The following is a 26050-nucleotide window of genomic DNA, read 5'->3' as shown; positions in this document are numbered from 1 at the left end:
CTGGATAAAGACCCAGAGGTCGTAGGTTCGAATCCTGCCCCCGCCACTAAGAAAGCCCCTTCGGCTTCCGGAATTTTTCCGGGCCGAAGGGGTTTGTTTTGTGTAATTTGCGTCATAAGTGTGACATCCTCGATGGGTGCCCATTAAAACTCCGATACGCTTTGCCCGCATGTCCCGTCGGTTCGTAGCTGTAGTTGCTGCTGGATGTGTTCTTGCTGGCGCTGCTCCGGTGTCACCAGTGCAAGCGGCTCCGGTGTCAGCTACATCGACGCGAGCTAGCGCGGATCTTGCCGCGCGCATCGCGGCGCTCACCGCGCCTTACTCCTCACCGACGCCGCCTGGCCCTTCGGCTACGCTCTCCGATGTTCGCGCCGCCGCAGAGGTCTCGCGCCAGGTGACGGCCTTGTTATCGTCGGCAGGCGATAGGCGAGGGGTCTTTGGCGTTGGTCTAGATGTGGTGGAGGAGCGGGCGGTGATTCCGTTCGAGGAGAACTCCTCGCAGTGGGCTCAGGCGCTGAGTGCGAATCTGATCTTCCGCTACCTGTCTGCTGTTCACGCGGAGTTTTCAGGCGGCGAGGTGCCGCAGCATTGGGCGCGCTATTTCGATTCCGGAGCGACGATGGCGGGCGATAACGCGCATCTCAGCGTCGACCTCGCCCTGGCTGTGGCGGATTCCGGGGCAGGGCCGGACAATTACGGCGAGTATCTGCGCATTGTGGGCGCTATCGCCGACACTGCGGGTCTCATCGTGGAGCGCACGCAGTCAACTTACGGTGACGATCTCGTGCCTTTGTGGGAGGCGGCGGCAATTCCAGTCGGGCACGAAGGCCGCGAGGAAGTAGTGCGCTTCGGCGATCAGGCGTTTTCGTCGATTTCTTTCGCCAATGGGCTCGGTCTGGAGCGTGTCGAATCGCGCGCTGTCTCAGAGGCCGCCGTGCAGTCTCCGTGGCGTTCTGGGGATGCGGTCATTGTGGGTAACCTGGAGTCATGAGGTTCCTGCTCCCTGACTTTTCCTTGGCGAGTCTCGGCAATGTCCTACTCGTTTACGCCCTGGTGCTTGCCCTCCACACCGCGCTGGCCTGGGGAGGGGCCGCCTGGTTTGCCAGGAAATACGACCAGCGCGTGGGCCCCTGGGTTGCGATGGAGGTATTCGTCCTCGCCCTGGTAATAAGCTTTGCGACGTTGTCCTGGATGCCCGAAGGTCAATTCAACTACTCGCCGTGGCAGATTCTCTGCAGCGGACTCGCAATGGTGATTTTGGTTGCCGTCAGGGTTTTGCGCCTGCGCGATATCTACCCGAATTTCCTGCTGGTGTGGTGGGCTGCAGTGGCGGGCTACGCGCTGGGATGGAGCGTAATCTCAGGGGTGAAGGATAGCACCGGGCTGTGGGCTGCCGGTTTGATGTTCCTTGTTATGGGGCTCACGGCAGGGCTTGGTGCGGTGGCGGGCCTGGCCGCGGGACTTCGGGCTTGGCTTAGTGCTTCCTAGCGCTTCCTGGCCTGGGCGATGACCTTGAGCAGGTGGTCGCGGTCTACGTTCCCGGCGTTGATTTCGCGCTGTAGCTTGTGAATGACGACAGGGCACTTCAGGCATCGGGTCTTCGAGCGGCAGCACTTTGCCTTTGGCTTGGCGTTCGCGAGCTTGTGCAGCTTCTGCGCCTTCTTATCCTTCTTGTCCTTTTTGGACTTTTTCACCTTTGACTTTCCCACATTCAATAGGTTAGCCGAGCCTATGATGATTGCGAAAAGCTTCACTAAAGAAACAGGGCTGCAGGATTGCGTTATACCCTTTGGGGTATTTTGGGTATGTCAATATGGTGGTTGGATTGGAGGTTGGACAATGGAACTTGACACTGAAGAAATGAAACCGGTCATCAACCGTCTCAAGCGTGCACAGGGACAGCTCAGTGCGGTTGTCCGGATGCTCGAAGAGGGCTCGGAATGTAAGGACGTCGTCACGCAGCTGTCGGCGGTGTCCAAGGCGCTCGACCGCGCGGGCTTTGTGATCATCGCAAATGGTATGGAGCGGTGCCTCAGCAGCGAGACGGAAGACCTGGACAAGAAGGAACTTGAGAAGCTCTTCCTGTCTCTGGCTTAGATTGCTGGCGTAGGGTTGCCAGAATGACACTCGAAATCCGCCCTCTGGCCCAAGGCGATGTCTTCTGGGCCGCCGAAATCTTCCACGCCAACGCCCGCGAAAACCTCACCCCGGCCCAGCGCGAGCGCGGCGGTTTCGTCCAGGGCAAAATCGACGCCGCCATGATTGCGGCCCGCGTCGATGGCCCCGCGTCGGTCGTCGCGCTTTCCGACGGCGTGGGCATCGGCGTCGTGCTCACCGCCGGCGCGGATGAGTACAAGCAGGGGCCTCCCGGTCTTGCGGTGGAGGCCGTGCGAGCCGCTGGGCTTAGCGACTTCTACCTCTACGGCCCCGGCGTTGTCGACGAGGGGCATCGGGGCAAGGGAGTCTTGCGCGCGATGAAGGACGAGTCAATCCGGATTGCCGCGGAGCACGGCAAGTACAAGTGGGCGGTCGGCTTCGTCGAGCACTCAAACGCGGCCTCCATGGCAGCGCATGAGAAAACCGGGTGGCAATCGGTCGCGACTTTTGAGTTCAAAGGCCGGCAGTACGACGCGATTGCGCACCCGGTTTCTCCGGTTTCTGACTAACTAGATTCCGTACAGGCGCTGCGCGTTAGCGAAAAGCGCGGCGTCGATTTCCTCCTGCGTTAGGTTCGCCTCGCGGATGTAGGAGAATGCGCGGACGTACTTTTCCTCCTGGAAGTAGGGGAAGTCCGACCCGCCCAGAATCTGGCGAATGCCGAAAGTCTCTGCGGCCAGCCGTAGGGACGGTTCGTGGAAGTTCGCGGCATCAAAGTACATCTGGCGCATTTGCTGCATGGGGGAGGCCGCGAATGCGTCCCAGTCCTCGTAGTTGTCCTCGATGCGGCGGGCGATGAACGGCAGGTCGCCGCCGAGGTGCGCGATGTGGAACGCGATGTTCGGGAAGCGCCGCGGCACGTCGGCCTTCATTAGCTGTAGCGTGGCGGTCGCGTCCTCGACGGGTGCGCCGTTGACCCACTCCAGGTCAGCGCCGTTGATCATCTTTGAGCATGCGCCGGTGCCGGTCGGGTGGATATTGACGATAGCGTTGCGCTCGTTTAGCGCCTCCCATACCGGATCCAGGGACGGGTCGTTGAGGAAGAAGTCGCCCATGGTCACCGTAGAGATCGACACTCCCAGGAATCCCAGCTCGTCGAAGATGCGAGGAATTTCGGCTAGCGTCTGCTCGATATGTGGCAGCGGGAGCGCACCGTAGGCGAAGAATCGTCCCGGGTAGTCGTTTACGATCCGTGCGTACTCATCGTTGACAAGGCGCGCTGCCGTCAGCGAGTCCGCGGCGTCGGGAAGCGAGGGAACCTGCGGGGTGACCGCGATAATTTGCGTGGCGATGCCGGCGCGATCCATCCACTCCACGCGGGAGCGGAGCTCGGCGTCCGAGGAGTCGGCGTTGAGTCCGCGGGCGATGGCTATTTCGCGCTCGGGGCGGCCGTGCTCCTGGAGGAAATCCAGGTAGCTGGCAGGGAAGACGTGCGCGTGGGTATCGATTGCGTTCTCGGGCCCGAAAGAGTGGGTCATCGGAGCCTCCTATTGTTCCTTGAGCTCGGTGTGCTCGATCTCGGCCTCACCCTTGCGGCGAGCGGCCAGAGACAGCAGCGTTGCGATGACGCCCATTGCGATGCTGATAATCGCCAGCGTATCCAGGGCGCCGGAAGACGGCACGGTGCCGGAGCCGTGTGCTACGGCGAGCGTCGCGGTGATTGCGGCGACCATCGCGGAGGACGCGGACATACCGATTGAGCGCATCAGTGCGTTGACAGCGTTGGCGGAGCCGGCCTCGTGGGCCGGAGAGTACTTGACAATCATCATCGGCAGACCTGCGTAGCCGATGCCGACGCCGATGGCGACGACGGTTGCCCACACCACGACGAAGCCGCCGTTGGGCTCCAGGAAGAGTCGGGCGATGTAGCCGATAGCGGTGATGGCGGAGCCGGTGGTCACGACGATACGGGCGCCGAACTTAGCGGCCAGGCGGGCGCTAATCGGGGCGACGGCGAACATCGACAGCGCCGACGGCAGCATAGCGAGACCTGCGGCGGAGGCCGGCCACTCGAAGCCGCCCTGCGCGATCGGGTTCTGCAGCTCCAGAGTGGTCAGCAGCAGGTTGGTGAACATCAGGACACCCAGCAGGATCGAGGCGATGTTCGTCAGCAGGATCGGGCGGTCAGCGGTGGTGCGCAGGTTGACCAGCGGGGAGTCCTGACGCAGCTCGTAGTAACCCCACGCGACAAAGACGACGATGCCGGCGATGAACAGGCCGATGGTCAGGGCACTGCCCCAACCCCAGGATCCGCCCTGGGAGATGGCGCTTAGCACTGCGGACAGGCCCAGCGAGAGCAGGACGGCGCCGACGTAGTCGAAGCTGCCCTTGTTATCCGAGGTGTCCGCCGGGATGAACGAGGCAATCAGGGCGATGGAGATCGCGGACATGATTGCGGCGAACCAGAACATGGCCTTCCAGCCGACGAAGGACAGGATTACACCACCCAGCGGGATGCCCAGGCCGCCGCCGATGCCGAGCATCGCGCTGAGCAGGGCCAGGGCGCCGCCGATGCGGTGCGGTGGTAGGCTGTAGCGCATCTCGGCCATGGCGACCGGGATAAGCGCGGTGCCCATGCCCTGCAGTGCACGGCCGATAATAACGGTGACGATTCCGCCGAGCGGGGCAATAATCGAGCCGACGAAAACCAGCACCATGGTGATAATCATCATTCGGCGGCGCGGCAGCAGGTCGCCCAGGCGGCCAATAACTGGGGTGGCGATTGCGCCGGTCAGCAGCGTGGAGGTGACCAGCCAGGACACGGTGGTCGCGCTAGCGCCAAGGGCTGCCGGGAACTTTGGGACGGCCGGAACGACCAGCGACTGCAGCAGGGTAACTACCAGGCAGGAAAAAGCGGCGACGGCAATCAGCTTCGATGCGTTGGCGCTCTTCTGGTCTTCGGCCTGCTTCTGCGCTCCCTGCGCGGCTTTCGTCCCCGGCGCGGCTTCGGTGCGGTTAGTTTGCTCGGCAACTTTCAATGTGAACCCCTTTTGCTTTTAGGCTCTTGGTCTTTTTTCAGTCCTTGAGCATTGAGTCCTCGGCGTGCGAGTACGACTACGCCGAGGAACACTGCCGGGTAACACTAAGGCGCATAGCCGGGAGCGAATAGTAGAATGCAAGAAAACGGCAATATTTATGCACACAAGCGTGAAATGAGGCGAAAAGGTGCCAAAATCTGCCAGGGAACCGGCAAAAGTTGAGCATCCGAAACTTGATGCTCTAGACGGACTTGACCGCGCGCTGCTCGCCTCCATCATTCGCAACCCCGACGCTGCCTACTCCAAGTGGGCCGAGGAAGTTGGGGTTTCGGCGCGCACTGTCAGGCGGCGCTATGAGCAGCTGCGCAGGCAGGGCATCGTTCGCGTATTTGGCCGCACGCTGCCGGGTTTCGGCGGGCGCATCGCCTGGCTAGCCCGCATTCACGGCGCGCCGGGCAGGCTCGGTCCCATCGCCTCGGAGTTGGCTACGTTGGAGACAACCCGCTGGGTGCGGTTGTCCCGGGATTGTGGCGAGTTAATCTGCGGTGTCGTTACCGTGCCGTCAATCTACGACGACCTGCTCTTCCGCCTTCATTCCTCCGTCCCGGCCCGCGATATTCAGATCCATCAGCTCCTTCAAGTGTGGGGCCAGCCGGGCAGCGTCACCTCCGGTGCCGAAACCATCGACGATATCGACCAATTGCTCCTCGAGACGTACGCGAAAGATGGCCGAGCAAGCGCGACGAAGATTGCGGCCTCGCTCGGCCTCGACCCCGCTACGGTGTCGCGACATCGCCGGAGACTCGTCGATTCCGGCATCCTCTACTTCGAGGCTGATGTCCACCCAGATGCCCTGAGCGAGTCCGGCGATCTGAACATCTGGATGCGGGTGCGGCCCGGCCATATCGAAGAACTTGGGCGCCGCCTGCGCGACATGCCGGAGACCCGCTTCGTCGCCGCCATCAGTGGGCAACATCAGATTGTGGCGAATGTAGTTCTGCCCAGCGCCTCCGATGCGATTACCTTCATCGACGACCTAGGGGAGTGCGGCATTGTCGACATCGAGATGGTGCCGATGGGGCACGCGCTGAAGCGCTCGGCCGGCAGTTAGCTCGGCTGGTAGCTATTTATCCCTGCCCCGCGCCAATTCGCTTTACGACGGAGTCGTGGAGGAGCCCATTCGTTGCGACAGCGTTGCCACCGTGCGGGCCGTCGACGCCGTTCAGGGATGTGAAGCGGCCGCCGGCCTCCTCGACGAGAATCGCCAGCGCCGCGAGGTCCCACAGAGAGACCTCCGGCTCCGCCGCGACATCGACAGCGCCCTCCGCGACCAGGCAGTACGAAAAGAAATCACCGAAGCTGCGCAGGCGCCACGCATCGTCGGTCAGTGCGATGAAGTTTTCCCGCAGGCCGCGCTCAGCCCAACCGGTGAGCGAGGAGTTGGAGATAGAGCAGTCGGAGATGTTTGCGACCTTCGAGACCTCGATGGGGCGGGTGGTGTCGAGCGTGCCGACCTGCACGCGCTTGTGCGCACCAGCGCCTTTCGCCGCCCACCAGCGACGGCCCAGCGCCGGCGCTGAGACGACGCCGACCACTGGCTTTCCATCTTCCAGGAGCGCAATTAGGGTAGCCCAGACCGGTACGTTTCGGACGAAGTTCTTCGTGCCATCGATGGGGTCGATCACCCACTGGCGCCCCTCAAAGGTCGCTTCACCGCCGAATTCCTCGCCGAGGACTTCGTCATCCGGGCGAACCTCGTCGAGCCGCTCGCGCAGTAGCTTCTCGCACGCAATATCCGCGTCGGACACCGGAGTGAGGTCCGGCTTAGATTCGACGACGAGGTTTTCCGCCTCGAAGCGCTGCATGGTCAGGGCGTCGGCGGCGTCGGCAAGCTGGAGGGCGAGTTCGAGGTCTGCGGAGTATGCGGTGGAGTCGGTGGATGCGGTGGGCGCGGTGGAGTCGGAGGCCATGCGGTAATCCTACTTCAGCACTTCGCGCAGCTCGGCGACTTGTCCCAGAGAGCCGACAATCTTCCAGCGGCCGACGGCTGCGCAGTCGCCGCCCGCCCCCTCGATGAGCGCGCGACCGGGCAGCCAGTCCCACGGAGCGACGTCCCGCTGGAACCACACGCCCAGGCGGCCGTCGACAACGCCCGCCATGTCCACGGATGCAGAGCCGAGCATGCGCCAGGTCGCGCAGCGAGAAACGGCGTCGAGCCAGGAACGAGTGGCGGTGGCTTCCTGCTCGTCCGCGGAGCCGACCACGGTGGTGTGCAGGTACGTTGCAGCGCAGACCTCGCCCAGCGGAAGGTTCTCCACCTGGACGTCGTCGACCGTGCCGTTGAGGTTGATGCGGGTGGTCGGGAGTTCGGGTCCTCCGATCCAGGTTTCTCCACTGGCGGGGCGGTGGACCGCGCCGAGGATAAGGTCCTCGGGGTCGTTGACATCGCCGATTACGAGGGCCAACGCGCTGCACCAATAGTCCGAGCCAGAGGTGAAGTTGTAGGTGCCGTCGACCGGGTCGATTACCCAAGTGCGCCCGGACTGAGACTCCTTGGCGGAGCCCTCCTCTCCGAGGATGCCATCGTTCGGGCGGAGTCGGGCCAGCGCGTCGACGACGAACTTCTCCGCCGCTCGGTCAGCGGCCGTGACAACATCAGAGATTGAGGTTTTAAATTGCTTGACCAGGCCCTCCGCCCGCATCTCGGAGGCGATCGAGGCAGCTCTCTTAACAATCGCCACGGCGATGGCGGTATCGGACGCCGCGATGGATTCGGACAGCTGTCCGATGAAGGCGTCGAGTTCGTGGGATGCGGCGGTGGCGTCGGCGGTCGGTTCAGGCATAGGTACCATTGTGCACCGTTTCTCGCTCTAAAGCTTGCATGGAAGCTAAGGTGGTATCCGTGAATCCGGAAGTGACTGCTGACCTCAAAGAACTCGACGCAACTCTGACTACCATTGAGAAGGTGGTCGACGTTGAGGAGCTCTCGGACCGTACCAGGGAACTCGAAGCACAGGCGGCAGACCCCTCTTTGTGGGATGATCCCGACCATGCTCAGCAGGTAACCAGCGCGCTGTCGCAGGCGCAGGCAAAGATGAAGAAGATTGCTTCGATTCGCGCTCGGCTTGACGACGTCGCGGTCATGTACGAACTCGCCGAGGAGGAACAGGACCCAGACGCCGTTGAGCTGGCGGATGCAGAACGTTCCGAACTGCGCGGGGACATCGAATCCCTCGAGGTCACGACCATGCTTTCGGGGCCTTACGACGAGCGTGAAGCAGTGATTAACATCCGTTCCGGCGCTGGTGGTGTGGATGCAGCTGACTGGGCCGAGATGCTGATGCGCATGTACCTCCGCTGGGCCGATAAGAACGGCAATAAGGTCGAGGTCTACGACACTTCCTACGCTGAGGAAGCTGGTATTAAGTCGGCGACCTTCGTCGTGCATGGCGAATATATGTACGGCACGCTCTCCGTCGAGCAGGGAGCCCATAGGCTTGTCCGTATCAGTCCCTTCGACAACCAGGGTCGCCGCCAGACGTCGTTTGCTGAGGTTGAGGTGCTGCCGGTGGTCGAGGAGACCGACCATATCGATATCCCGGAGACGGACATCCGCGTCGATGTGTACCGTTCCTCGGGGCCTGGCGGACAGTCTGTGAACACCACGGACTCCGCCGTGCGCCTGACGCATATCCCGACGGGAATTGTGGTGACCTGTCAGAATGAGAAGTCGCAGCATCAGAACAAGGCTTCGGCCATGCGGGTGTTGCAGGCGAAGCTGTTGGAGCGCAAGCGCCAGGAAGAGCGCGCCGAGCTCGATGCGCTGGGCGCCGGAGGTAATGCTTCGTGGGGTAACCAGATGCGTTCCTACGTGCTGCACCCCTACCAGATGGTCAAGGATCTTCGCACCGAGTTCGAGGTCAACAACCCGCAAGCGGTTTTGGACGGCGACATTGACGGCTTCCTCGAAGCGGGCATTCGTTGGCGAATGGCAGAGCAGCAGGCTGAGAGCTAGAAACCGCATTCTGCTCTCGCCTGTTCTACTAGAACTCTGGACTCATGTAGTAGTTCATGACGGCGTTGGTTGTATTCGCGGAGGGTCTGCCCCTTTCTAACTCTGCGTATCTCGTAGGAATATCTTCCGTGTCCGGCCATTGGTCCGCTTTCCTGACTTACCAGGGTGGTTCCGGATTTTGTCGATGTCCAGTACTCCGTGCCGTCTATCTCGCGAGCGACATTCCAGAGTCCCGAAGTTTTCAGGTTGTGGTGCTTCCTGCATAAACAGTGAAGGTTGTGGGTGCTGGAAGCGCCGCCACTTTCGGGGTCTTCGTGGTTGTAGGGTTCGATATGGTCGAGGTCGCATTTTGTGGCCTCAACCTCGCAGCCAGGAAACCTGCACGTCCCGTCGCGACCTTGCACGAAGGTCCGCTGCCGCTCGGAGGGCGTGTATCCTTCCACGGTCTCGTCCGCCATCAGACGCACGCTGGAGACCCTGTCGAGCCATGAGGCTGTTGCGATGCGGTTGATCCATCCGAGACCGCCGATCCACGCTTTCTGCGGCTTCTCTTCTGTGAGAGGGCAGTAGAGATTTAACGTGGCAGTGACCTCCACAGTGCCGTGCATCAGATGGGTCAGCGCTTCAACTTTGGTGCAATCCTGGTCAGCCGCGATTTCGTCGAGGATGAGCTCGAACTCGTGAGCGCGCTCTGGCGCTAGTTCCATGTAGACCTCCGTTAGCGCATCTCCACTGCTGAAACCGATGTGCTCGCCAATTTTTTCGGTGGCGGCTGTGGTAATGGCCGGTACGGAGTCGCCCGGGATATCGCGAGGGCGCAGCAAGGGGGCGAACTCCTCGATAACGTTTTGCAAGAAATGGTGCAGACTGCGCACGCCGCGAAGGACCTCATTGTTCCTTCTGGGAGATACGAATTCGAGGAGCCGCTGCTCAATCTCCGCCACAGTATCCGCGTTCTGAAGTGGTAAAACCGCGTCCGCGATAGTCCTCATATGGAGGAAAGGGAGGTGGGCACGTTGCGTAAGCAGCTGGCACAGTTTCGGCATCCGGTTCAACTGGATGCCGATATCGACGTATTGCATCGCGCGTGCCCGAGACATTCCCAGCGCGGCAGAGACATGGGAAACATGATCCTCGACATCTTCCGTGGGTGAGGACGGAGCGCATGCTAGTGCAAGTTCAAGCTCGACACGATTGCGCTGTATCCCTAGTTTTGCTGGAGCTTCCTCCGATAGCTCGTGATGAAAACGTGGCGCCGAGTCCGCCAGCGTGTCCTCGTAGGTAATGGTTTTGTGCCTCATCGGCTCCCCCCGGTGGCTGTTGGCCTTGGTGTCCGAAAATTCCCAAATCTCTCGTTGATCTGACTTCCGCTTTTTATTATAGTCGAAAAGAAATTCGATTCAAGGGGGTGGGGTGAGAGGTTTTCTCCAGGGCGTAGCTTCATGCTTTAGTGTGTTAATACTGGGAAATCTGGTGCTCCGGAGTGTTGTTGGGGTGAGGTTTGCGCCGGCCAAAGAGGAATGGATATTCGATAAAGCAAGGGGCTGGTAGGGCTTTGTATAAAATATGAGAGAAGTGCAAACCGGTGTGACTTAAGTGATGGCTGTGGATACAGTGTCTTACTGTGATCACATTCGACGGTGTAACCAAGTCTTATTCGACATCTACTCGCCCGGCGCTCAATGACGTCTCGGTCCAAATCGACAAGGGCGAGTTCGTGTTCCTTATCGGACCTTCGGGCTCAGGTAAGTCGACATTCCTGCGGCTGATGGTTCGTGAGGAAAAGGCGGACTCCGGAAAACTGATCGTTGCGGGACAGGACCTCACGAAGATTCCGCAACGGAGCATTCCGAAGCTCAGGCAGAAAATTGGCTACGTGTTCCAGGACTTCCGCCTACTGCCGAAGAAGACCGTCTATGAGAATGTCGCTTTCGCGCTGCAGGTTATCGGTAAGAGCAAGGCAAAAATCGATAAGGCCGTGCCGGAGACGCTGGAAATGGTCGGGCTCGAGGGTAAGGCGAATCGCTATCCGCACGAGCTCTCGGGCGGTGAGCAGCAGCGTGTCGCTATCGCACGTGCCTTCGTCAACCGCCCGCTGATTCTGCTTGCCGACGAGCCCACGGGCAATCTCGATCCGGAAACCTCTAGCGACATCATGTTGCTGCTGGACCGCATCAATCGAATGGGAACGACCGTAGTTATGTCGACGCACGACAATGATGCTGTCGACGCGATGCGCAGGCGAGTCCTGGTGCTGGAGCTGGGGCGCTTAGTGCGAGATGACGCGACGGGCATCTACGGCCTGGGCCGTTAAGAATCCTCATCGAAGACTAATCGAGAACAATTGAGACTTTGCGAAAGGCACTGTAGAAAATGAAGACTCGCTTTGTGGTTGGTGAGGCGTTTTCCTCTTTGGGGCGAAACGTGACTATGACAATCGCGATGATTATCACCACCGCGATTTCTCTGGCACTACTAGCTTCCGGAATTTTGGTCACAGAACTGACCAATCGTACAAAGGACATGTATCTCGACCGGGTTGAGGTGCAGATTGAACTTAGTGAAGAAATTTCCGCGAGTGATGCGGCTTGTACTTCTCCGGGTTGTGCAGAAATTGTCGACAAGTTGGAGCAGGAAAGTGGAGTGGAGTCGGTCACTTACCGAAACCGACAGCAAAACTTCGATCACTTCGTCGCGATGTTCAAGGACACTGACCCGGCGCTAGTGCAGAACGCCACGCCGGAGTCGCTGCCGGCCGTCGTGATGGTGCGCCTGAGCGACCCGACGGATGTTAGTCCGCTCGATGTGGTTCGGGACCTTCCGCAGGTTGACCATGTCACTGATCAGAAGGAAGACGTCGGAAACACCGCGCGCAACCTGGACGCGGTGCGAAACGCCACTTTCCTGATCGCGGCGGTCCAGGCTCTCGCCGCGGTATTCCTGATCGCGAATATGGTGCAGATCGCGGCATTTTCTAGGCGCAAAGAAGTCGAGATTATGCGTATGGTCGGCGCTAGTCGCTGGTTTACCCAGGCGCCTTTCGTACTTGAGGCTGTCATCGCGTCCCTGGTCGGCGGACTGCTGGCGGTAGGCGCGCTGTTCGCAGGCAAGGCGACGGTCGTCGACCCTGCGCTCGAGGGGCTGTACAAGGCTCAGCTGATTGCTCCGGTGACCAGTGGCGACATTGCGGTCGTAGCACCAATTGTGATTCTAATTGGCATGGTCTTCGCCGGATTGGTCGCACAAATTACTCTTCGGTTCTACTCCAAGAACTAACGTGGCCCGGGGAAGGGGTAAGTCACAGGTTTTGTGTTTCGAACTGGGTGGACCAAAAAGTTAGGATTGAAAGCATGAAGAATGATGATGTCCAGCGCCCACCGAAACTCAACAAGAAGGCCTACGAAAAGGAGTTGAAGAAACTCCAGGCAGAACTCGTCGAGATGCAGCAGTGGGTTGTTGAGACTGGCGCCCGCGTTGTCATCATCATGGAGGGGCGCGATGCGGCCGGTAAGGGATCGGCCATTAAGCGCATTACACAGTACCTGAACCCACGCACCTGCCGCGTCGAGGCGCTGCCGGCGCCGACCAGCCGTGAGAAGGGGCAGTGGTACTTCCAGCGCTACGTCGAGAAGCTTCCCACCGCTGGCGAAATCGTCATTTTCGATCGCTCTTGGTACAACCGTGCCGGTGTTGAGCGCGTAATGGGCTTCTGCACCTCACAGGAGTACCGCCGATTCCTGCACCAGGCCCCAATTTTCGAGCGCCTCCTGGTCGAAGACGGCATTATCCTGCGCAAGTACTGGTTCTCCGTCTCGGATGAGGAGCAGGTGGCGCGCTTCACCTCTCGCCGTGAAGATCCGCTACGTCGCTGGAAGCTCTCGCCGATGGATCTCGAATCCATTACCCGCTGGGAGGACTACTCCCGTGCAAAGGATGAGATGTTCATCCACACCGACATTCCGTCGGCTCCGTGGTTCACGGTCGAGTCTGAGGACAAGAAGCGTTCTCGTATCAACGTCATCAACCACTTGCTGACCACCATTCCCTACGAGCGCATCGAGCGTGAGGTTCCGGAGATTCCGGCTCGTCCAGAGTCCGAGGGCACCTACGAGCGTCCGCCGCGCACCGAGTTCCGCTACGTCCCGGATGTTGCTGCGAAGCTTGAAGAAAAGAAATCCAAGGCTACTAAATCCTCCAAGTCCTCCAAGTCCTCCAAGTCCGCTAAGGGCACCAAGAAGTCGAAGAAGTAAGAGTCATTTGGCGAAAGCGCTTCACATTGTGAAGTAATCTGTGTCACACTTGTTGGCATGACTGCTAACGCCGCTAACAATGAGCCGAAGGTGCTGCGCTCTCTCACAGGGCGGTCCGGGCACCTTCGGCTTAATCGTCCGAAGGCCCTGAATTCGCTCGACCATGAAATGGTTGTCGAGATCACCAACGCGCTCAACGCATGGCTTGCCGACGAATCGGTTGACCACGTCCTGATAACTTCGGACCACCCGAAGGCCTTCTGTGCCGGCGGAGACGTTCGCTCGGTCCGTGACTCGGTGCTCAGCGGGGACTCCTCGGACGGTGAGCGTTTCTTCGAAGACGAGTACGTCATGAACGCACTCATCGCGAAATTCGCCGAGGCTAAGCCGTATGTAGCGGTTATTGACGGCATTGCTATGGGCGGCGGGCTCGGAGTTTCTCTGCATGGCTCGCATCGCATTGTCACCGAGCGTGCGAGCGCCTCTATGCCGGAAATGGCCATTGGCTTTGTCCCGGATGTCGGAATCACGCATTTCTCCCAGCACGTGTCTACCGCCTTGGGCGGCCCGTCTGTAGCAATTGCACGTTTCGCCGGGCTTACTGGCTACCGACTCACAGCATCGGACATGCTGTGGGCAGGGTGGGCTACCGACTTCGTGCCATCGGAAAGCCTGCCGGACTTCCTTGAGGTGGCGGATAGGGAAGGGCTCGAATCGGCGTTGGAGCGCTACAGCCTGGATGCCGATTCCGCGCAGGCGCGGGAGCTTATTGGGCGCTCGCAGCTGGCGGAATGGAATGACTGCATTACGGCGTGCTTCGGCGCCGACACGTGGGAGGAAATTGCGCGGGCGCTGGATGAGGCAGCCTCGTCGGGGACGTGTGCAGATGAGGTAATCGAGAAGTTCCGGGGGCTCATTGCGGCTGCGTCCCCAGAGAGCCTGGTGGCGGCAGTGGAGCTGTATGCGGCGAATGCGGGCGCTGACGTGGACCTTCGAAAGGCGCTGGACAATGAGCTCTCTCTGGGTAAATACCTGCGTCATCGCCCCAACTTCGCGGAGGGAGTCCGGGCCGTCCTAATCGATAAGGACCGCAACGCGAAGTTCGTCCCCGAGCGGACGGAAGACGTCGACGTCGAGGCGATTCGCGCGACGCTGTCGTAGGCACTTTTGACTTAGAGCGTCTCTTAAGCCGTGTCCTAGAGGGCGGCTAGCACAACGGCGACGGTAAGGGTCGCATCCAGCATTCCGACCTGTTTTGGGGTCCAGGGCCTGGCGCGGCGGGCGCCAGTGATTGGCATCGCTACGGCCCTAACGAGGAGCGCTGCGCCCACGATTGGCACGCCGACGCTGATGAGCTCGTCGTCAAGTACTAGCCACGCGCTAATCGCAGCGCAGAGCAGGACCGTGTGGTAAATAGCCGAGACCATAAACCATAGGCGGCTACCACGCTCGCGAATGAGCGTTTTCACATACGGTACGGTCCCGACGAAAAAACCCGCGTAGATTGCCGCGGTGGCCCATGCCTTGGGGGACGGTCCCGCCACGACTGGGACCATCAAGCTCGCCGCGAGCACCGTGGCGACGCCGGATAGCAGAGATCGTGGCCTGCGGCGGTAGGTCTCCCAGATAGCAATGGCTGCCAGGGGAGCAATCGTCGGTACCCATTTCACCAGAGAGACGTCGTAAAGCAGGGTGAGCAAGCCGAAGGTGGCGGTGAGCGAGCAGTAAACGACGACTGGCGCGAGGTGGCGGCGCTGGCGGCGCGCGCGGAGCCACACGGTGGTCGCGAAGAACGCGAAGTAACCGAAAAGCCAGGTGGCGGTGAGGAGTACTCCGGTACAGGTTGGGTTGGCCAGCAAGCCGGTGGCAGGTGGGACTGTCACCATGAACCAGGCGCCGTGCTGGTCGGGGAACCAGCCGGCGGAGCGGCGGTGGCGTAAACGGCGTGACTGCTTCCGGGCGGAGCTGCGCTTCTGGCTCATAATACGCATTTTAAATGCGTATTTATAAAAACGGCACAAAGTATTTTGTGATGGTGCTAACGTGGAAATCGCATTCTCAGGGCGGGGTGAAATTCCCCACCGGTGGTGAAGCTGCACGAACTAGGTCAGTGGCCTAGGCCGAAAGCAGACAAGTCCGCGAGCGCTTTGTGCGCGCCTCATGCGAGGTGGCGCGCGAGGGTCAGCAGATTCGGTTGGAATCCGAAACCGACGGTCATAGTCCGGAAGGGAGAGAAGGAGTTGAATAAAACGTGGAATATTTGTCTGACGCGCTGACCGGCTTCCTCACCGCTCAGCTCACCATTGCCGGCGTACCGATTCTCGTGCGGGAAATCGTCGGAAATCTTTTCGGCCTAGCCTGCGCCTTTCTCGGCATGAAGCGAAACGTCTGGGCCTGGCCCGTCGGAATCATCGGAAATGCGCTGCTGTTCACCGTCTTTCTGGGCGGGGTCTTCCATACGCCGCAAAATCTCGACCTTTACGGGCAGGCCGGACGGCAGGTTATGTTCATCGTCGTGAGCCTCTACGGCTGGGGACATTGGCTGCGCACCCGCCACAGCGCCGAAGGCGATGCGGCAATCGAGCCGCGTTGGGCCACCGCAGGCGAGCGAATCACGCTCATTGCAGTCGCCATCCTTGGTACGGTCGCCTGCGCCAGCATTTTCTCGGCGCTCGGTTCGTGGGGCCCGTGGGCGGATGCCTGGATTTTCGTCGGCTCGATGCTCGCGACCTGGGGAATGGCGCGAGGCTGGAATGAGTTCTGGCTCATCTGGATCGCGGTCGACGCGGTTGGCGTCCCGCTGCTGCTCAAGGGCGGATACTATCCGTCCGCAGCTTTGTACCTCTTCTACGGCGCCTTCGTGACCTGGGGATTCATCTCTTGGGTGCGCCTGGGGTACAAGGCCGACGAGGAAGTCTCGGAACCGGAGTTCGCTGCCGTTCGCTAGGATGGGCCAGGTGAGCTTCCGTCCAGATAATTCCCGATCCGCCCGCGCGCACCAAGCAGAGGAGCGCGCACGCCGTCTCGTCCAGGATGTCCTCGACCGCGAAGAGCGCGTTCAAAACAACATGGCCAGCGCAGAGGTCGACCCGTGGGCGATGCGCTTCATCGTCGACGAGTCAATCAGCGAAGGTGCGATTTCCAGCTGGCGCGAGGAAGCGACCCGAGCCCGCCGCATCATGCGCCGCTGGGACATCCAGTCCGGCTACCGCGAAAAGCTCCGCGAGGTAGAAAAGCGCATCGACGCGATGCTCCACCTCGCCGAGTCGCTGGAGGAGTCCTGGGACGCCGCAGCCGCAGCATCCCGGCGCCTGTCCGAGGCCGAGGCCCGCGACGCCGCCGCATTCGAGCGCGAACGCGCCCGCCAGAATGACGCCGCCGAGCAGCGCAGGCAGCGCGAGGAAAAGGTGCGTAAGCTGCGTCGGAAAGCGGAGAATATTGCGGCCGATGCGATTGATGCCGGCCGCGAGGCGCTCGAGAAGCTGCCACCGCTGTCGTCGCCGCTGAAGGATCTGACGGGGCTGTTCAAAGGCCGGGGTCGCGACGATGACGCGCCGCGCGAGGTGCGCCGTGCTACCGCCCGGGATCTGCGCAAAGAGCCGCCGCTGCCGGAGGACTAGTCGGCGACCAGCGTCTCCAGGGTGAACTCCGGGTGCTCCTTTTCAATGAAGGAGAGCTTCCACTTGTCGCCGAACAGGGCGATCAGCGCGCCGTCGGAGCGCGTGAAAATCTCCACGCCACGCTGCTTCGCTAGCTCCGGCGCGGTCTCCTCGTCGGTGCGGCGCGCGACGGAGTAGGGGATTGGCTCGGCGACGGTTTCGACGTTGTACTCGTTTTCCATCCGCGCCATCATGACCTCGAACTGCATCGGGCCGACGGCCGCCATGACCGGAGCCGCATCGCCGCGGGCGTCATTGCGCAGAATCTGCACCACGCCCTCGGCATCGAGCTGGTCGATGGCCTTGCGGAACTGCTTGTACTTGCCCAGGCTCTTCGCGCGCAGCGTGCGGAAGTGCTCCGGCGCGAATTGCGGCATCGGCTTGAACTGCACCTTGTGGCCCGAGTAGATGGTGTCGCCGGGGGCTAGTGAACCCGCGTTGACCAGGCCGACGATATCGCCAGGGAAAGCGGTCTCCACCGTCGAGCGGGTACGACCGAACACGGTCAGCGCGTACTTCGTGGAAAAGGAACGCCCCGACTGCGCGTGCGTGACCTGCATGCCTCGGTCGAACTCGCCGGAGACGACGCGCATGAACGCCAGCTTGTCGCGGTGGTGCGCATCCATTCCGGCCTGCACTTTGAACACCACGCCGGAGAACTCGTCGGTCGGCTCGCGCTTTTCGGCAATCGCCGCCTGCCCGCTTGCCGACGCTGCCTCCACCGCAGCCGGGTCCGATTCGCGTGCGGCGGGAGCAGGAGCCAGCTCACACAGGGTGTCCAAAATCTGGTGGACACCCCAGTTCAGCATGGCGGAGGCGAAGATAACCGGGGAGGTATCGCCGGCCAGGTACATCTCCTGATCGTGGTCAGCACCGTCTGCGGAGAGCAGCTCGGACTCCTCGGCTGCGGTCTCCCAGGCGTCTCCCTGCTCGGCTGCGGCCGACTCGGGGGAGAGGTGACGCTCGCTAGCAATCGTCGCACCACCCGCCGTGCGTTCGAAGCCGATGAACTGTTTGGCTTCGCCGTCTTCGCCGCGCTCGAGCAGGCCACGGAAGTCGCCGGCCTCGCCGACCGGCCAGTACAGCGGGGTAGGCTGCAAGCCGATTTCGGCGACAATCTCATCCATCAGTTCCAGAGGGGCCTTGCCCGGTCGGTCCCACTTATTAATAACGGTGACAATCGGGATTCCGTTGGTCTTGCAGACACGGAACAGCTTCAGCGTCTGCGGCTCGAGGCCCTTGGCACCGTCGACAAGCATGACTGCGGCATCGACCGCGGTGAGCACGCGGTAGGTGTCCTCGGAGAAGTCCGCGTGGCCGGGGGTGTCCACGAGGTTAATCATGTAGGGCTCGCCGTCGTGGCCCTCCGGCTGGTACTCGAACTGCAGCGCGGACGAGGCGATCGAGATGCCTCGGTCTTTTTCCATCTCCATCCAGTCGGACACGGTCGCCTTGCGGCCGGCCTTGCCGTGGACGGCACCAGCCTCGGAGATGACGTGTGCGTGCAGGGCCAGGGCCTCGGTCAGCGTGGACTTACCGGCATCCGGGTGCGCGATAACGGCGAATGTCCGGCGGCGTGCTGCTTCTTCGGCGAGGGAGGTCACTGGGGTATTTCGCTTCCTGAGTCAGTCGAGATTTTCGGTCGAGTCGGCGTTCAACCTTTCAACCTTTCGAGAATACCGTGTGGCACTAATCCAGGTCGAACAGCGCCTTCAACGTCACAATCACGCCCTCTTCGGCGTTCGTCGGCGCGATATCGGTGGCGCGGCGTTTGATCTCGGGGTGCCCGTTTTCCATCGCGAAGGAGCGGCCGGAGTAGTCGATCAACTCGAGATCGTTGAGATAATCGACGAAACACAGCGTCTCCTCCTTGGCCACTCCTAGCGCCTTCTGCAGCTCGCCGAGTGCCGTGCCCTTGTTGGTGCTGGAGTCGATGAGGTCCAGCCAGTGGGCGCCGGACACGACGGCGCGTAGCTCGTCGCTGACTGCGCGCAGACGAGGCGCCGTTTCGTCTTCGACATCGTAGGGGTCGAAGATGGCGACCTTGACGATGTCATCTTCCGCTGCCGCATCAATCACATCATTTACCTTCTGCAACTTCAGGTAGTACTTGCTGGCCTCTTCGAATTGGCTGCGCTGCACGCTCTCGGCGATTCCGAAGTGAGGGGGGAAGAACTCGACGTAGGCGCTGGTCGCGCCGCAGATGATGACGGAAAGTGGGGTCCGCTCCTGCTCGACTTGGGACTCGTTGAATCTGCGGATCTCGTGGACCAGCTGCTTTACGACGCCGTGGTCGATGCTGGTCACCGAAACGGTCTCGCCGGAACATGCGACGTAGTTTCCGTTCTCGGCAATGATGGGGATGTGATTCGCAATGGGGGAGAACTGGTGGGCCAGGGTCGCGTACTGTCGGCCCGACGCCGGGGCGAAGTGGATGCCGCGCTCCAGGAGTTGATTGACGACCGGCCAGAACGAATCGGGAACCTCTTTGTCCTCATTCAGCAGCGTGCCGTCCATATCGGTGACGACGAGGCGGTAGGGATTCTGTGATTGAGGCGTAGAGTTCGAGCTCGGCGAGGCGTTTTCCAGCATGGGTTTAATTGTAACCGTGCTTTTTCTCGCCGACGCCGTGAATGCTATTACCCCCATTAAGGTGATGGCCGTGCCACAAAAACGGCACGGCGAGGTTCCCTCCTGACCGTTGCTGGTAAATCCGGGTATTTTGAGGGTGAACTCATATTTCTCACTCAGAGTTTTCTCTCATATTTTTCAGCCCAGGAGGATTCATGCCGGAATCGGCCCCAATTAAGAGCAATGAATGGAACGAGCGTATTGGCATCGCCGAGCAGATGATTCCCCTCCTGGGCCAGCTGCGCCGTAACAATAACGTTGTGACCTCGATTTTCGGCCGCCGCCTGGAGAATGCGACCGAAACCGACATTATTAAGTCGCACCGCTACGCCCGCCGCATCACTTCCCAGGAGCTGCCGTTGGACCAGACCCTGCCGATTCTGCAGGAACTGGTCAAGATGGACCTCGGCACCGCCTCCATTGATCTTGGTGCCCTCGCTACCCAGTTCGAAGAAGAGGGCGGTGACCTGCGTGCATTCCTGGACCGCGAGTTGGCTGATGTCATCGGTACCGGCTCGAATACCCCGAAGACTGACATTGTCCTCTACGGCTTCGGTCGCATCGGTCGCCTGCTGGCCCGTATTCTGCTCTCCCGCGAAGCCCTGTTCAACGGCCCACGTCTGCGTGCCATCGTCGTTCGCCAGAATGGTGAGGATGACATCGTCAAGCGTGCGTCCCTGCTGCGCCGTGACTCCGTTCACGGTGCGTTTGACGGCACCATTTCCGTCGACCGCGAGAACAACACCATCTGGGCTAATGGCACCCCGATTCAGGTCATCTACTCGAATGACCCGGCTACCGTCGACTACACCGAGTACGGTATCGACAACGCCCTGGTCATTGACAACACCGGTCGCTGGCGCGATCGCGAGGGCCTGTCCCAGCACCTGAAGTCCAAGGGCGTTGCCAAAGTTCTGCTGACCGCCCCGGGTAAGGGTGATCTGAAGAACATCGTCTACGGCATCAACCACACCGACATTGAAGAGTCTGATCAGATTCTGTCGGCAGCGTCCTGCACCACCAACGGAATCACCCCGGTGCTGAAGGTAGTCAACGACAAGTGGGGCGTCGAGCACGGCCACGTTGAGACCGTCCACTCCTTCACCAATGACCAGAACCTAATCGACAACTTCCACAAGGGCTCCCGTCGTGGCCGCGCCGCCACCCTGAACATGGTTCTCACCGAGACCGGCGCCGCCAAGGCAGTTTCGAAGGCCCTGCCCGAGTTCGAGGGCAAGCTGACCGGCAACGCCATTCGCGTCCCCACCCCTGATGTCTCCATGGCAGTGCTGAACCTGACCCTGGAGAACGAGGTCGAGCGCGACGAGGTCAACAACTACCTCCGCGAGGTCTCCCTGAAGTCGGTCCTGCGCCAGCAGATTGACTACATTCATTCCCCGGAGGTTGTCTCCACCGACTTTGTCGGCTCCACTCACGCCGGCGTTGTCGATGGTCTGGCGACCATCGCCAAGGGCAAGCACCTGGTCCTCTACGTCTGGTACGACAACGAGTTCGGTTACTCCAACCAGGTCATCCGCATCGCTGAGGAAATTCTCGGCGCTCGCCCGCGCGTCTACCCGAAGCGCAAGCACCTGGACGAACTGTAAGGGCTAGGCCTTGCAGCCCTCCCGAACCTCGGCCCCTTCCCGGTCCCGCGAAAGCTCCGGGAAGGGGTCTTTGCCTACCAAGTAGCGCACCGAGCTATTCAGCGTAGCGACGAGCGGGACGGCGAACAGAGCGCCCGGCAGCCCGAAGAGATACGTGCCCGCGGCAACCGCGACAATTACGGCCAGCGGGTGCACGCTGACCGCGTGGCCCATCAGGAACGGGTGCAGCACATTGGCCTCGATGAAGTGGACGATTAGTACGACCGCCAGCATCGCCATGGCCATCCAGAATCCCTTATCTACGAAGGCAATCAGGACGGCTACGAAACCGGATAGGAACGCCCCAACAATGGGGATGAAGGACATTAGGTAGACGATGACGGTGATCGGGATGACCAGCGGCAGCCCCAGCGCCCAGGCTCCGAGGCCGATTCCAACAGCGTTGATACCCGCTACCGCCAGCTGTGCACGTGCATAGGAACCCAGGCTGACCCAGCCGCGCCGGGCCGCCTCGTGCGTCGGCAAGCGGGAGTGGGAGGGGAGGAAGTTCAGGAGGAAGCGCCAAATCCGCTCGCCCTGGTAGAGGAAGAAGAACGTCGCAATCAGGCAGATGAGCAGCCCGGCGACAAAGTCGGCTGTGGTTGTGCCGACCTTCACGGCCCCGGAAAACAACGGCGATTCCGTGCCGCCTGAGGTCAACGAGTCCAGGCGCGCGACCAGCTGGGAGTTCTGCGGCACGCGAATATGTAGGGGCCCATTTTCGAGCCAGTCGATTATCTGGTTGATGCCCTTTTGCGCGCCGTGGAAAAGATCGCGGAATCCGGAAGTCAGTCGCTCGATCGCGAGAGTAAAAGCAGCGGTGACGATGGTGAAGAAAAATACTTCTGCCACCAGTGCTGCCATCCCGCGGCTGAGGCGGGCGCGGCGGTGAAGTACGCGATTTAGCGGATCCAGCATGGCGCAGATAAGCAAGGCGATGGCCAGCGGAATGAGAACCATAGAGATTCGACCCACAATTTTGCCGACGACTAGCAGGCCAGCAGCGATAAAGACAAGGCACACGGACCAGGCTGCGGCGACGATTACGGGGTAGGGGATGTCCTCTTGGAGGCGCTCGCGGAGAGGTTTGTGCGACTTGTTAATCATCGCGCGTGCACCTGATTCTGTGCGATCTCAAGGCCGTGGCTTGCGATGAGCTCCACGGCATCGGCTGCCGTGGCAACGGTAAACGCGAGCTCCTCGCGCTCCCTCGCGCTGAAGTTACGCAGCACGAAGTCAGCCGGATCCTGGCGCCCCGGCGGGCGGCCAATGCCTACGCGTACCCGCACATAATCTTTAGTGCCCAGGGACTTCGAGGTGGAACGAAGGCCGTTATGTCCGTTTTCCCCGCCTCCGCGCTTTAGTCGGATAACCCCCGGGCCGAGGTCGAGCTCGTCGTGGACCACGACGACATCAGTAGGCGCAACATTGAAGAACTTCGCCAGCGCGGCGATAGGTCCGCCGGAGAGGTTCATGTAGCTGCGAGGCTTGGCGAGGATGACCTGGCGCTCGCCGCCGTCGGCAGTATTCCACCTGGTCTGCACAATCATGGCGTTGGACTTCTTATGAGCGCTAAACGACGAGGGCATCGGCGACGTGCGGGATGCCAGTTCATCGAGGACCAGCTGGCCCACATTGTGGCGGGTGAGTTCATAATTTGGGCCAGGGTTGCCGAGGCCGACGACCAGGAGTGGATTCATAGCCTCAATATTGGCACAGTGTCCGGATTGGGGAGAACGGGCAACTGCGGGGCAGGGGCGAGGGGCTCGTCGGATTAAGAGCAGAATCAAATAGTTGCGCCAGGTTAGGTGGTAATTGCAATATTAGGTTATGCAAAATTACCTAAACCGAGTGGACGTGGCCGATTCTCGCCGCGCTCCAGCTCTCGCCGCCATTATTGCAATGACCCTCGCCCTGGCGCTAGTCCTAGCCGGATGCGCCAGTGGGCAGGGGGCTGAAGGAGGCTCCGCGGAGGGGGAGAAGAAAGATCCTTCCTCCGTCCGTGTTGTCGCCCTCGACTGGCGTTACGAAGAAATTCTCCACGCGCTCGGTGTTAAGCCGGTCGGTATTGTCGAGATTGGCAAGTCCGCCGCTCCCAAGACCCTCGAGGGCAAGCTCGACGGCATTACGTCGGTGGGGCAGGCGAAGCAGCCGAACCTGGAGGTTATCCAGTCGCTCGAGCCGGACCTGATTCTGGCGAGTCCCACCCGACAGGCATCCATCATGGACCAGCTGAAGGAGATCGCCCCGACCGAGGCCTACGGCGACACCTCCTACACTGAGGTGCTCGATGCGATGGACGACATTGCGACCAAGGTTGGTGCCGAGGACAAGGCTAAGGAAGTCCGCGCCCGTATCGAGGACAAGGTTGCAAAGGCCAAGGAAAAGGTCGAGCCGGGCACACGAGCAGCGCTTATCGGCTGGTCCAAGAACACCCTCTACACCTGGGTCAAGGATTCCTTCGCAGGCTCTCTGCTGACCGCCGCAGGCTACGAGTACGGCTATGACGGAGAAAAGTCCGCCATCGAGTCCAAGACCGATGTCGCCGAGCTGACCGGAGACAAGCTCCCGGGCATGAAGCTCGACGTGATGTACCTCTACAACGATACTGAGGGATTCCGCTCTAGCCCGTACGCAGATGTTGTTAGCAACATTGTCGACGTCGAGCAGGACACCTGGTCGCGCTCCCGCGGTCCGCTGGCCGCAGAGGCGATGCTGGATCAGATCATCAATTCCTAATGAAGTTCCGTGCCTTTTGGGCATGCGTAATCATCTGCGTAGTAGCTGTCGCGGCAATCAGCCTCTACCGACTATCCGGGGTGTCGGCGCCTGCCGATGCCCCGCAGCTCTACCAGGAGTTACGCAGCCTCACCCGTGATCGACTTCTAGCAGCTGTGGTCGTCGGCGCCTGCCTCGGCGTCGGCGGCGTTGTGCTGCGCACCGCAACTGCCAATCCGCTGGCCGACCCGCACATCACCGGTGTCAATGCCGGCGCTGCATTCGGCGCCGTTGCCGCGTCGTTCGTCACCGGATCTGCGAACGGCGCGCTGCTCCTGCCCGGAGCTCTAATCGGCGGTGGTGCGGCCGCGGCCTTCACCATTTCCCTGAGCATGCGTGGGTCCAGCCCAGAGTCGGGTTGCGCGAATGCGGTGCAAAAGATGGTCCTTCTGGGAATTGCTGTATCGGCCGTATTCAGCGCGCTGACATCGATCTTCTTAGTCTTGGACGAAGCGCAGCTGACCACCGTGCTGGCCTGGCTCAATGGTCGTCTCGCCGGAGTTCGCCTGCCTGACCTAGTTCCGGCGATGATCGCTTTGGCGCTCATCTTTCCTGTCCTCGCCGCGGGCGGTCGTGCCCTTGATGCCCTCGGTACTGGCGACGCCGTCAGCCGGGCGATCGGGGCGAATCCCGCGCGAGTGCGTGTCAGTGCAATCATTGCTGCCGTCGTGCTGACCGCGACATGTGTAGCGGCCGCCGGGCCGATTGGCTTCCTGGGGCTGCTTGCGGCCGTCGTCGCGCAGCGAATCGCTGGCCGCACGCACAGGTACAGCCTGGTGGCGGCTGCTGCCACGGGCGCGGCCACGCTGCTTGTGGCGGACAGTCTAGGGCAGTGGCTTTGGGCGCCCGCGGAGACCCCGGTGGGCATTCTCACCGGTATCGCGGGCGTTCCGCTGCTGCTATGGGGAATCCGTTCGATGGGGGCTGCTCGGAAGGGAGGTCACAGGCGTGGTCACTAAGAGTCGCTTTGCCCTAGTGCTTGTCGTGAGTACTGCTTTTCTGGTGCTGGCCTGCCTCCTCGGAATGGGGATTGGAGCGGTTCAGAAGTCGCTTCCCGACGTCATCTCCGGGCTGCTAGCCGGGGAAAACCTCTATTGGCGCTACAGGATGCCGCGCATAGTCGTCGGCGTACTGGCGGGCGTAGGGATGGCCGTGGCGGGAAGCCTGCTGCAAACTGCGTTGCGTAACCCGCTGGCGGCCCCAGACACTCTGGGGATTACGGCAGGAGGAGGCCTGGCTGCGGTCGTTGCGCTCCTCGGTTTCGGATCGCTGCCGCCACTGGCGCTGACCCCAATCGCGTTCGTTGGTTCCCTCCTGGGGGCGTTGGCGGTCTTCGCGACAGCCGGTCGGGCGGTGGCCGATCCTGCGCGTTTGGCGCTGACTGGCGTGGCCGTGTCCGTAGGGCTCGCTGCGGTAACACAGCTGTTGCTCGTACGCGTGGCGCCCGAGGCCGGTGCAGCGATGACCTGGCTGAAGGGATCTTTGTACGCGCGCACCATGTCGGATGCCCTAACTGTTGCACCGGTCGTAGTCGCCGGGGCCGTTGTGGCAATGGCGGTAGCCCGCCACTTCAACACCCTGGTGCTGGACGATTCAACAATGGCCAGCATCGGGGTGCGTTCTAACGTGCTGCGAATCCTGGCGTTGATCATCGCCGTGGCCTGTGGCTCGGCGGCGGTGGCGGCAGCCGGCGTTTTGGGTTTCGTCGGGCTGATTATCCCGCACGCGGCGAAGCTACTGGTGGGCCAGAATCTTGCGCGTCAGATTCCCGTGGGTGCCGTGGCCGGCGCCGCCCTGGTGGTCGCGGCTGATGCCGTGGGGCGTTGGGCGTTTGCCCCGACGGAGATTCCCGTCGGTGCGCTAATCGCGATTGCAGGCGCGCCCTATTTCATCTACCTGGTCCATCGAGTAACAAGCGTGAAGAGGAAGTAAAAGC

The 26050-nt window shown here is 61.2% G+C and carries 27 protein-coding genes and 1 riboswitch; of the genes, 16 read left to right on the top strand and 11 right to left on the bottom strand.

What is annotated here, in order from left to right; translation table 11 throughout:
• Positions 1-169 precede the first annotated feature (169 nt).
• Positions 170-991 carry a hypothetical protein gene (locus CLAC_RS12670; RefSeq protein ID WP_156324812.1) on the top strand — a complete coding sequence of 274 codons (822 nt, stop codon included), beginning with the start codon at positions 170-172 and terminating at the stop codon, positions 989-991.
• Positions 988-1488 carry a hypothetical protein gene (locus CLAC_RS08980; RefSeq protein WP_053412629.1) on the top strand — a complete coding sequence of 167 codons (501 nt, stop codon included), beginning with the start codon at positions 988-990 and terminating at the stop codon, positions 1486-1488. The genes CLAC_RS12670 and CLAC_RS08980 overlap by 4 nt, the downstream gene beginning before the upstream one ends.
• On the opposite strand, the gene CLAC_RS08975 is transcribed toward CLAC_RS08980, so the two are convergent.
• Positions 1485-1694 carry a hypothetical protein gene (locus CLAC_RS08975; protein WP_156324811.1) on the bottom strand — a complete coding sequence of 70 codons (210 nt, stop codon included), beginning with the start codon at positions 1692-1694 and terminating at the stop codon, positions 1485-1487. The genes CLAC_RS08980 and CLAC_RS08975 overlap by 4 nt on opposite strands.
• Positions 1695-1839: 145 nt before the next feature.
• Between CLAC_RS08975 and CLAC_RS08970 the strand changes: the two genes are divergently transcribed.
• Entirely contained in the window at positions 1840-2097 is a 258-nt protein-coding gene (locus tag CLAC_RS08970; protein WP_053412627.1) for a metal-sensitive transcriptional regulator, read from the top strand.
• A gap of 23 nt (positions 2098-2120) precedes the next feature.
• Positions 2121-2666 carry a GNAT family N-acetyltransferase gene (locus CLAC_RS08965; RefSeq protein ID WP_053412626.1) on the top strand — a complete coding sequence of 182 codons (546 nt, stop codon included), beginning with the start codon at positions 2121-2123 and terminating at the stop codon, positions 2664-2666.
• On the opposite strand, the gene CLAC_RS08960 is transcribed toward CLAC_RS08965, so the two are convergent.
• Both CLAC_RS08960 and CLAC_RS08955 read right to left on the bottom strand, forming a co-directional pair.
• Positions 2667-3635 (bottom strand): amidohydrolase family protein, encoded by a 969-nt coding sequence (locus CLAC_RS08960; RefSeq protein ID WP_053412625.1) that lies wholly within the window; start codon positions 3633-3635, stop codon positions 2667-2669.
• 9 nt (positions 3636-3644) lie between these two features.
• Positions 3645-5135, bottom strand: a complete 1491-nt coding sequence (locus tag CLAC_RS08955; RefSeq protein WP_053412624.1) for an MFS transporter — start codon at positions 5133-5135, stop codon at positions 3645-3647.
• A gap of 187 nt (positions 5136-5322) precedes the next feature.
• Between CLAC_RS08955 and CLAC_RS08950 the strand changes: the two genes are divergently transcribed.
• Complete coding sequence (locus CLAC_RS08950) at positions 5323-6246, top strand: Lrp/AsnC family transcriptional regulator (protein ID WP_053412623.1); 924 nt, start codon at positions 5323-5325, stop codon at positions 6244-6246.
• Positions 6247-6262: 16 nt separating this feature from the next.
• Here CLAC_RS08950 and hisN read toward each other — a convergent pair whose 3' ends face one another.
• Positions 6263-7105, bottom strand: coding sequence for a histidinol-phosphatase (gene hisN / locus CLAC_RS08945; RefSeq protein ID WP_053412622.1), 843 nt, complete (start codon positions 7103-7105; stop codon positions 6263-6265).
• Between the two features lie 9 nt (positions 7106-7114).
• On the bottom strand, positions 7115-7978 hold the full coding sequence (locus tag CLAC_RS08940; protein ID WP_053412621.1) for an inositol monophosphatase family protein: 864 nt from the start codon (positions 7976-7978) through the stop codon (positions 7115-7117).
• A 59-nt stretch (positions 7979-8037) separates the two neighbouring features.
• Here CLAC_RS08940 and prfB point away from each other — a divergent pair, with 59 nt between their 5' ends.
• A complete protein-coding gene (gene prfB, locus CLAC_RS08935; RefSeq protein WP_053413375.1) occupies positions 8038-9150 on the top strand; it encodes a peptide chain release factor 2 in 1113 nt (370 codons plus the stop codon).
• Here the strand turns inward: prfB and CLAC_RS08930 are convergent.
• Positions 9147-10451 (bottom strand): HNH endonuclease signature motif containing protein, encoded by a 1305-nt coding sequence (locus CLAC_RS08930; protein ID WP_053412620.1) that lies wholly within the window; start codon positions 10449-10451, stop codon positions 9147-9149. The genes prfB and CLAC_RS08930 overlap by 4 nt on opposite strands.
• Positions 10452-10774: 323 nt before the next feature.
• Here CLAC_RS08930 and ftsE point away from each other — a divergent pair, with 323 nt between their 5' ends.
• The 4 genes from ftsE (at position 10775) to CLAC_RS08910 (ending at position 14561) form a co-directional block, all read left to right on the top strand.
• The gene (ftsE, locus tag CLAC_RS08925; RefSeq protein WP_053412619.1) at positions 10775-11464 is read left to right on the top strand and encodes a cell division ATP-binding protein FtsE; all 690 of its coding nucleotides are present in this window, start codon (positions 10775-10777) and stop codon (positions 11462-11464) included.
• 59 nt (positions 11465-11523) lie between these two features.
• The gene (gene ftsX / locus CLAC_RS08920) at positions 11524-12426 is read left to right on the top strand and encodes a permease-like cell division protein FtsX (protein WP_053412618.1); all 903 of its coding nucleotides are present in this window, start codon (positions 11524-11526) and stop codon (positions 12424-12426) included.
• A gap of 74 nt (positions 12427-12500) precedes the next feature.
• Positions 12501-13400, top strand: a complete 900-nt coding sequence (gene ppk2, locus CLAC_RS08915) for a polyphosphate kinase 2 (RefSeq protein ID WP_053412617.1) — start codon at positions 12501-12503, stop codon at positions 13398-13400.
• Positions 13401-13457: 57 nt separating this feature from the next.
• Complete coding sequence (locus tag CLAC_RS08910) at positions 13458-14561, top strand: 3-hydroxyisobutyryl-CoA hydrolase (protein WP_053412616.1); 1104 nt, start codon at positions 13458-13460, stop codon at positions 14559-14561.
• Between the two features lie 35 nt (positions 14562-14596).
• Here the strand turns inward: CLAC_RS08910 and CLAC_RS08905 are convergent, their stop codons facing one another.
• Positions 14597-15391, bottom strand: coding sequence for a YwiC-like family protein (locus CLAC_RS08905; protein WP_053412615.1), 795 nt, complete (start codon positions 15389-15391; stop codon positions 14597-14599).
• 59 nt (positions 15392-15450) lie between these two features.
• Positions 15451-15641, top strand: a riboswitch (FMN riboswitch).
• Positions 15642-15651: 10 nt separating this feature from the next.
• Here CLAC_RS08905 and pnuC point away from each other — a divergent pair.
• Both pnuC and CLAC_RS08895 read left to right on the top strand, forming a co-directional pair.
• The gene (gene pnuC, locus CLAC_RS08900) at positions 15652-16347 is read left to right on the top strand and encodes a nicotinamide riboside transporter PnuC (RefSeq protein ID WP_053412614.1); all 696 of its coding nucleotides are present in this window, start codon (positions 15652-15654) and stop codon (positions 16345-16347) included.
• Positions 16348-16357: 10 nt separating this feature from the next.
• The gene (locus CLAC_RS08895) at positions 16358-17020 is read left to right on the top strand and encodes a hypothetical protein (RefSeq protein ID WP_053413374.1); all 663 of its coding nucleotides are present in this window, start codon (positions 16358-16360) and stop codon (positions 17018-17020) included.
• On the opposite strand, the gene CLAC_RS08890 is transcribed toward CLAC_RS08895, so the two are convergent.
• Together CLAC_RS08890 and CLAC_RS08885 are read right to left on the bottom strand one after the other, a co-directional pair.
• The gene (locus CLAC_RS08890; RefSeq protein ID WP_053412613.1) at positions 17017-18663 is read right to left on the bottom strand and encodes a peptide chain release factor 3; all 1647 of its coding nucleotides are present in this window, start codon (positions 18661-18663) and stop codon (positions 17017-17019) included. The genes CLAC_RS08895 and CLAC_RS08890 overlap by 4 nt on opposite strands.
• A gap of 85 nt (positions 18664-18748) precedes the next feature.
• Entirely contained in the window at positions 18749-19651 is a 903-nt protein-coding gene (locus CLAC_RS08885) for a Cof-type HAD-IIB family hydrolase (RefSeq protein ID WP_053412612.1), read from the bottom strand.
• Positions 19652-19845: 194 nt separating this feature from the next.
• On the opposite strand from CLAC_RS08885, the gene CLAC_RS08880 reads away from it, so the two are divergent.
• Positions 19846-21297, top strand: coding sequence for a glyceraldehyde-3-phosphate dehydrogenase (locus tag CLAC_RS08880; protein WP_053412611.1), 1452 nt, complete (start codon positions 19846-19848; stop codon positions 21295-21297).
• 3 nt (positions 21298-21300) lie between these two features.
• Here the strand turns inward: CLAC_RS08880 and CLAC_RS08875 are convergent, their stop codons facing one another.
• The gene (locus CLAC_RS08875) at positions 21301-22443 is read right to left on the bottom strand and encodes an AI-2E family transporter (protein WP_053412610.1); all 1143 of its coding nucleotides are present in this window, start codon (positions 22441-22443) and stop codon (positions 21301-21303) included.
• Complete coding sequence (gene pth, locus CLAC_RS08870; protein WP_053412609.1) at positions 22440-23036, bottom strand: aminoacyl-tRNA hydrolase; 597 nt, start codon at positions 23034-23036, stop codon at positions 22440-22442. Before pth ends, CLAC_RS08875 begins: the two co-directional genes overlap by 4 nt.
• A gap of 130 nt (positions 23037-23166) precedes the next feature.
• On the opposite strand from pth, the gene CLAC_RS08865 reads away from it, so the two are divergent.
• From CLAC_RS08865 to CLAC_RS08855, 3 genes are all read left to right on the top strand, one after another.
• Positions 23167-24075, top strand: coding sequence for an ABC transporter substrate-binding protein (locus CLAC_RS08865; RefSeq protein WP_053412608.1), 909 nt, complete (start codon positions 23167-23169; stop codon positions 24073-24075).
• The gene (locus tag CLAC_RS08860) at positions 24075-25073 is read left to right on the top strand and encodes a FecCD family ABC transporter permease (RefSeq protein WP_053412607.1); all 999 of its coding nucleotides are present in this window, start codon (positions 24075-24077) and stop codon (positions 25071-25073) included. The genes CLAC_RS08865 and CLAC_RS08860 overlap by 1 nt, the downstream gene beginning before the upstream one ends.
• Before the next feature lie 64 nt (positions 25074-25137).
• Positions 25138-26046, top strand: coding sequence for a FecCD family ABC transporter permease (locus CLAC_RS08855; protein ID WP_425388821.1), 909 nt, complete (start codon positions 25138-25140; stop codon positions 26044-26046).
• Positions 26047-26050 lie beyond the last annotated feature (4 nt).

The sequence above is a fragment of the Corynebacterium lactis RW2-5 genome (assembly GCF_001274895.1).
Taxonomy (GTDB): domain Bacteria; phylum Actinomycetota; class Actinomycetes; order Mycobacteriales; family Mycobacteriaceae; genus Corynebacterium; species Corynebacterium lactis.
The sequence above is the reverse complement of the archived record's forward strand: the minus strand, read 5'-3'. Positions and strand labels throughout refer to the sequence as shown.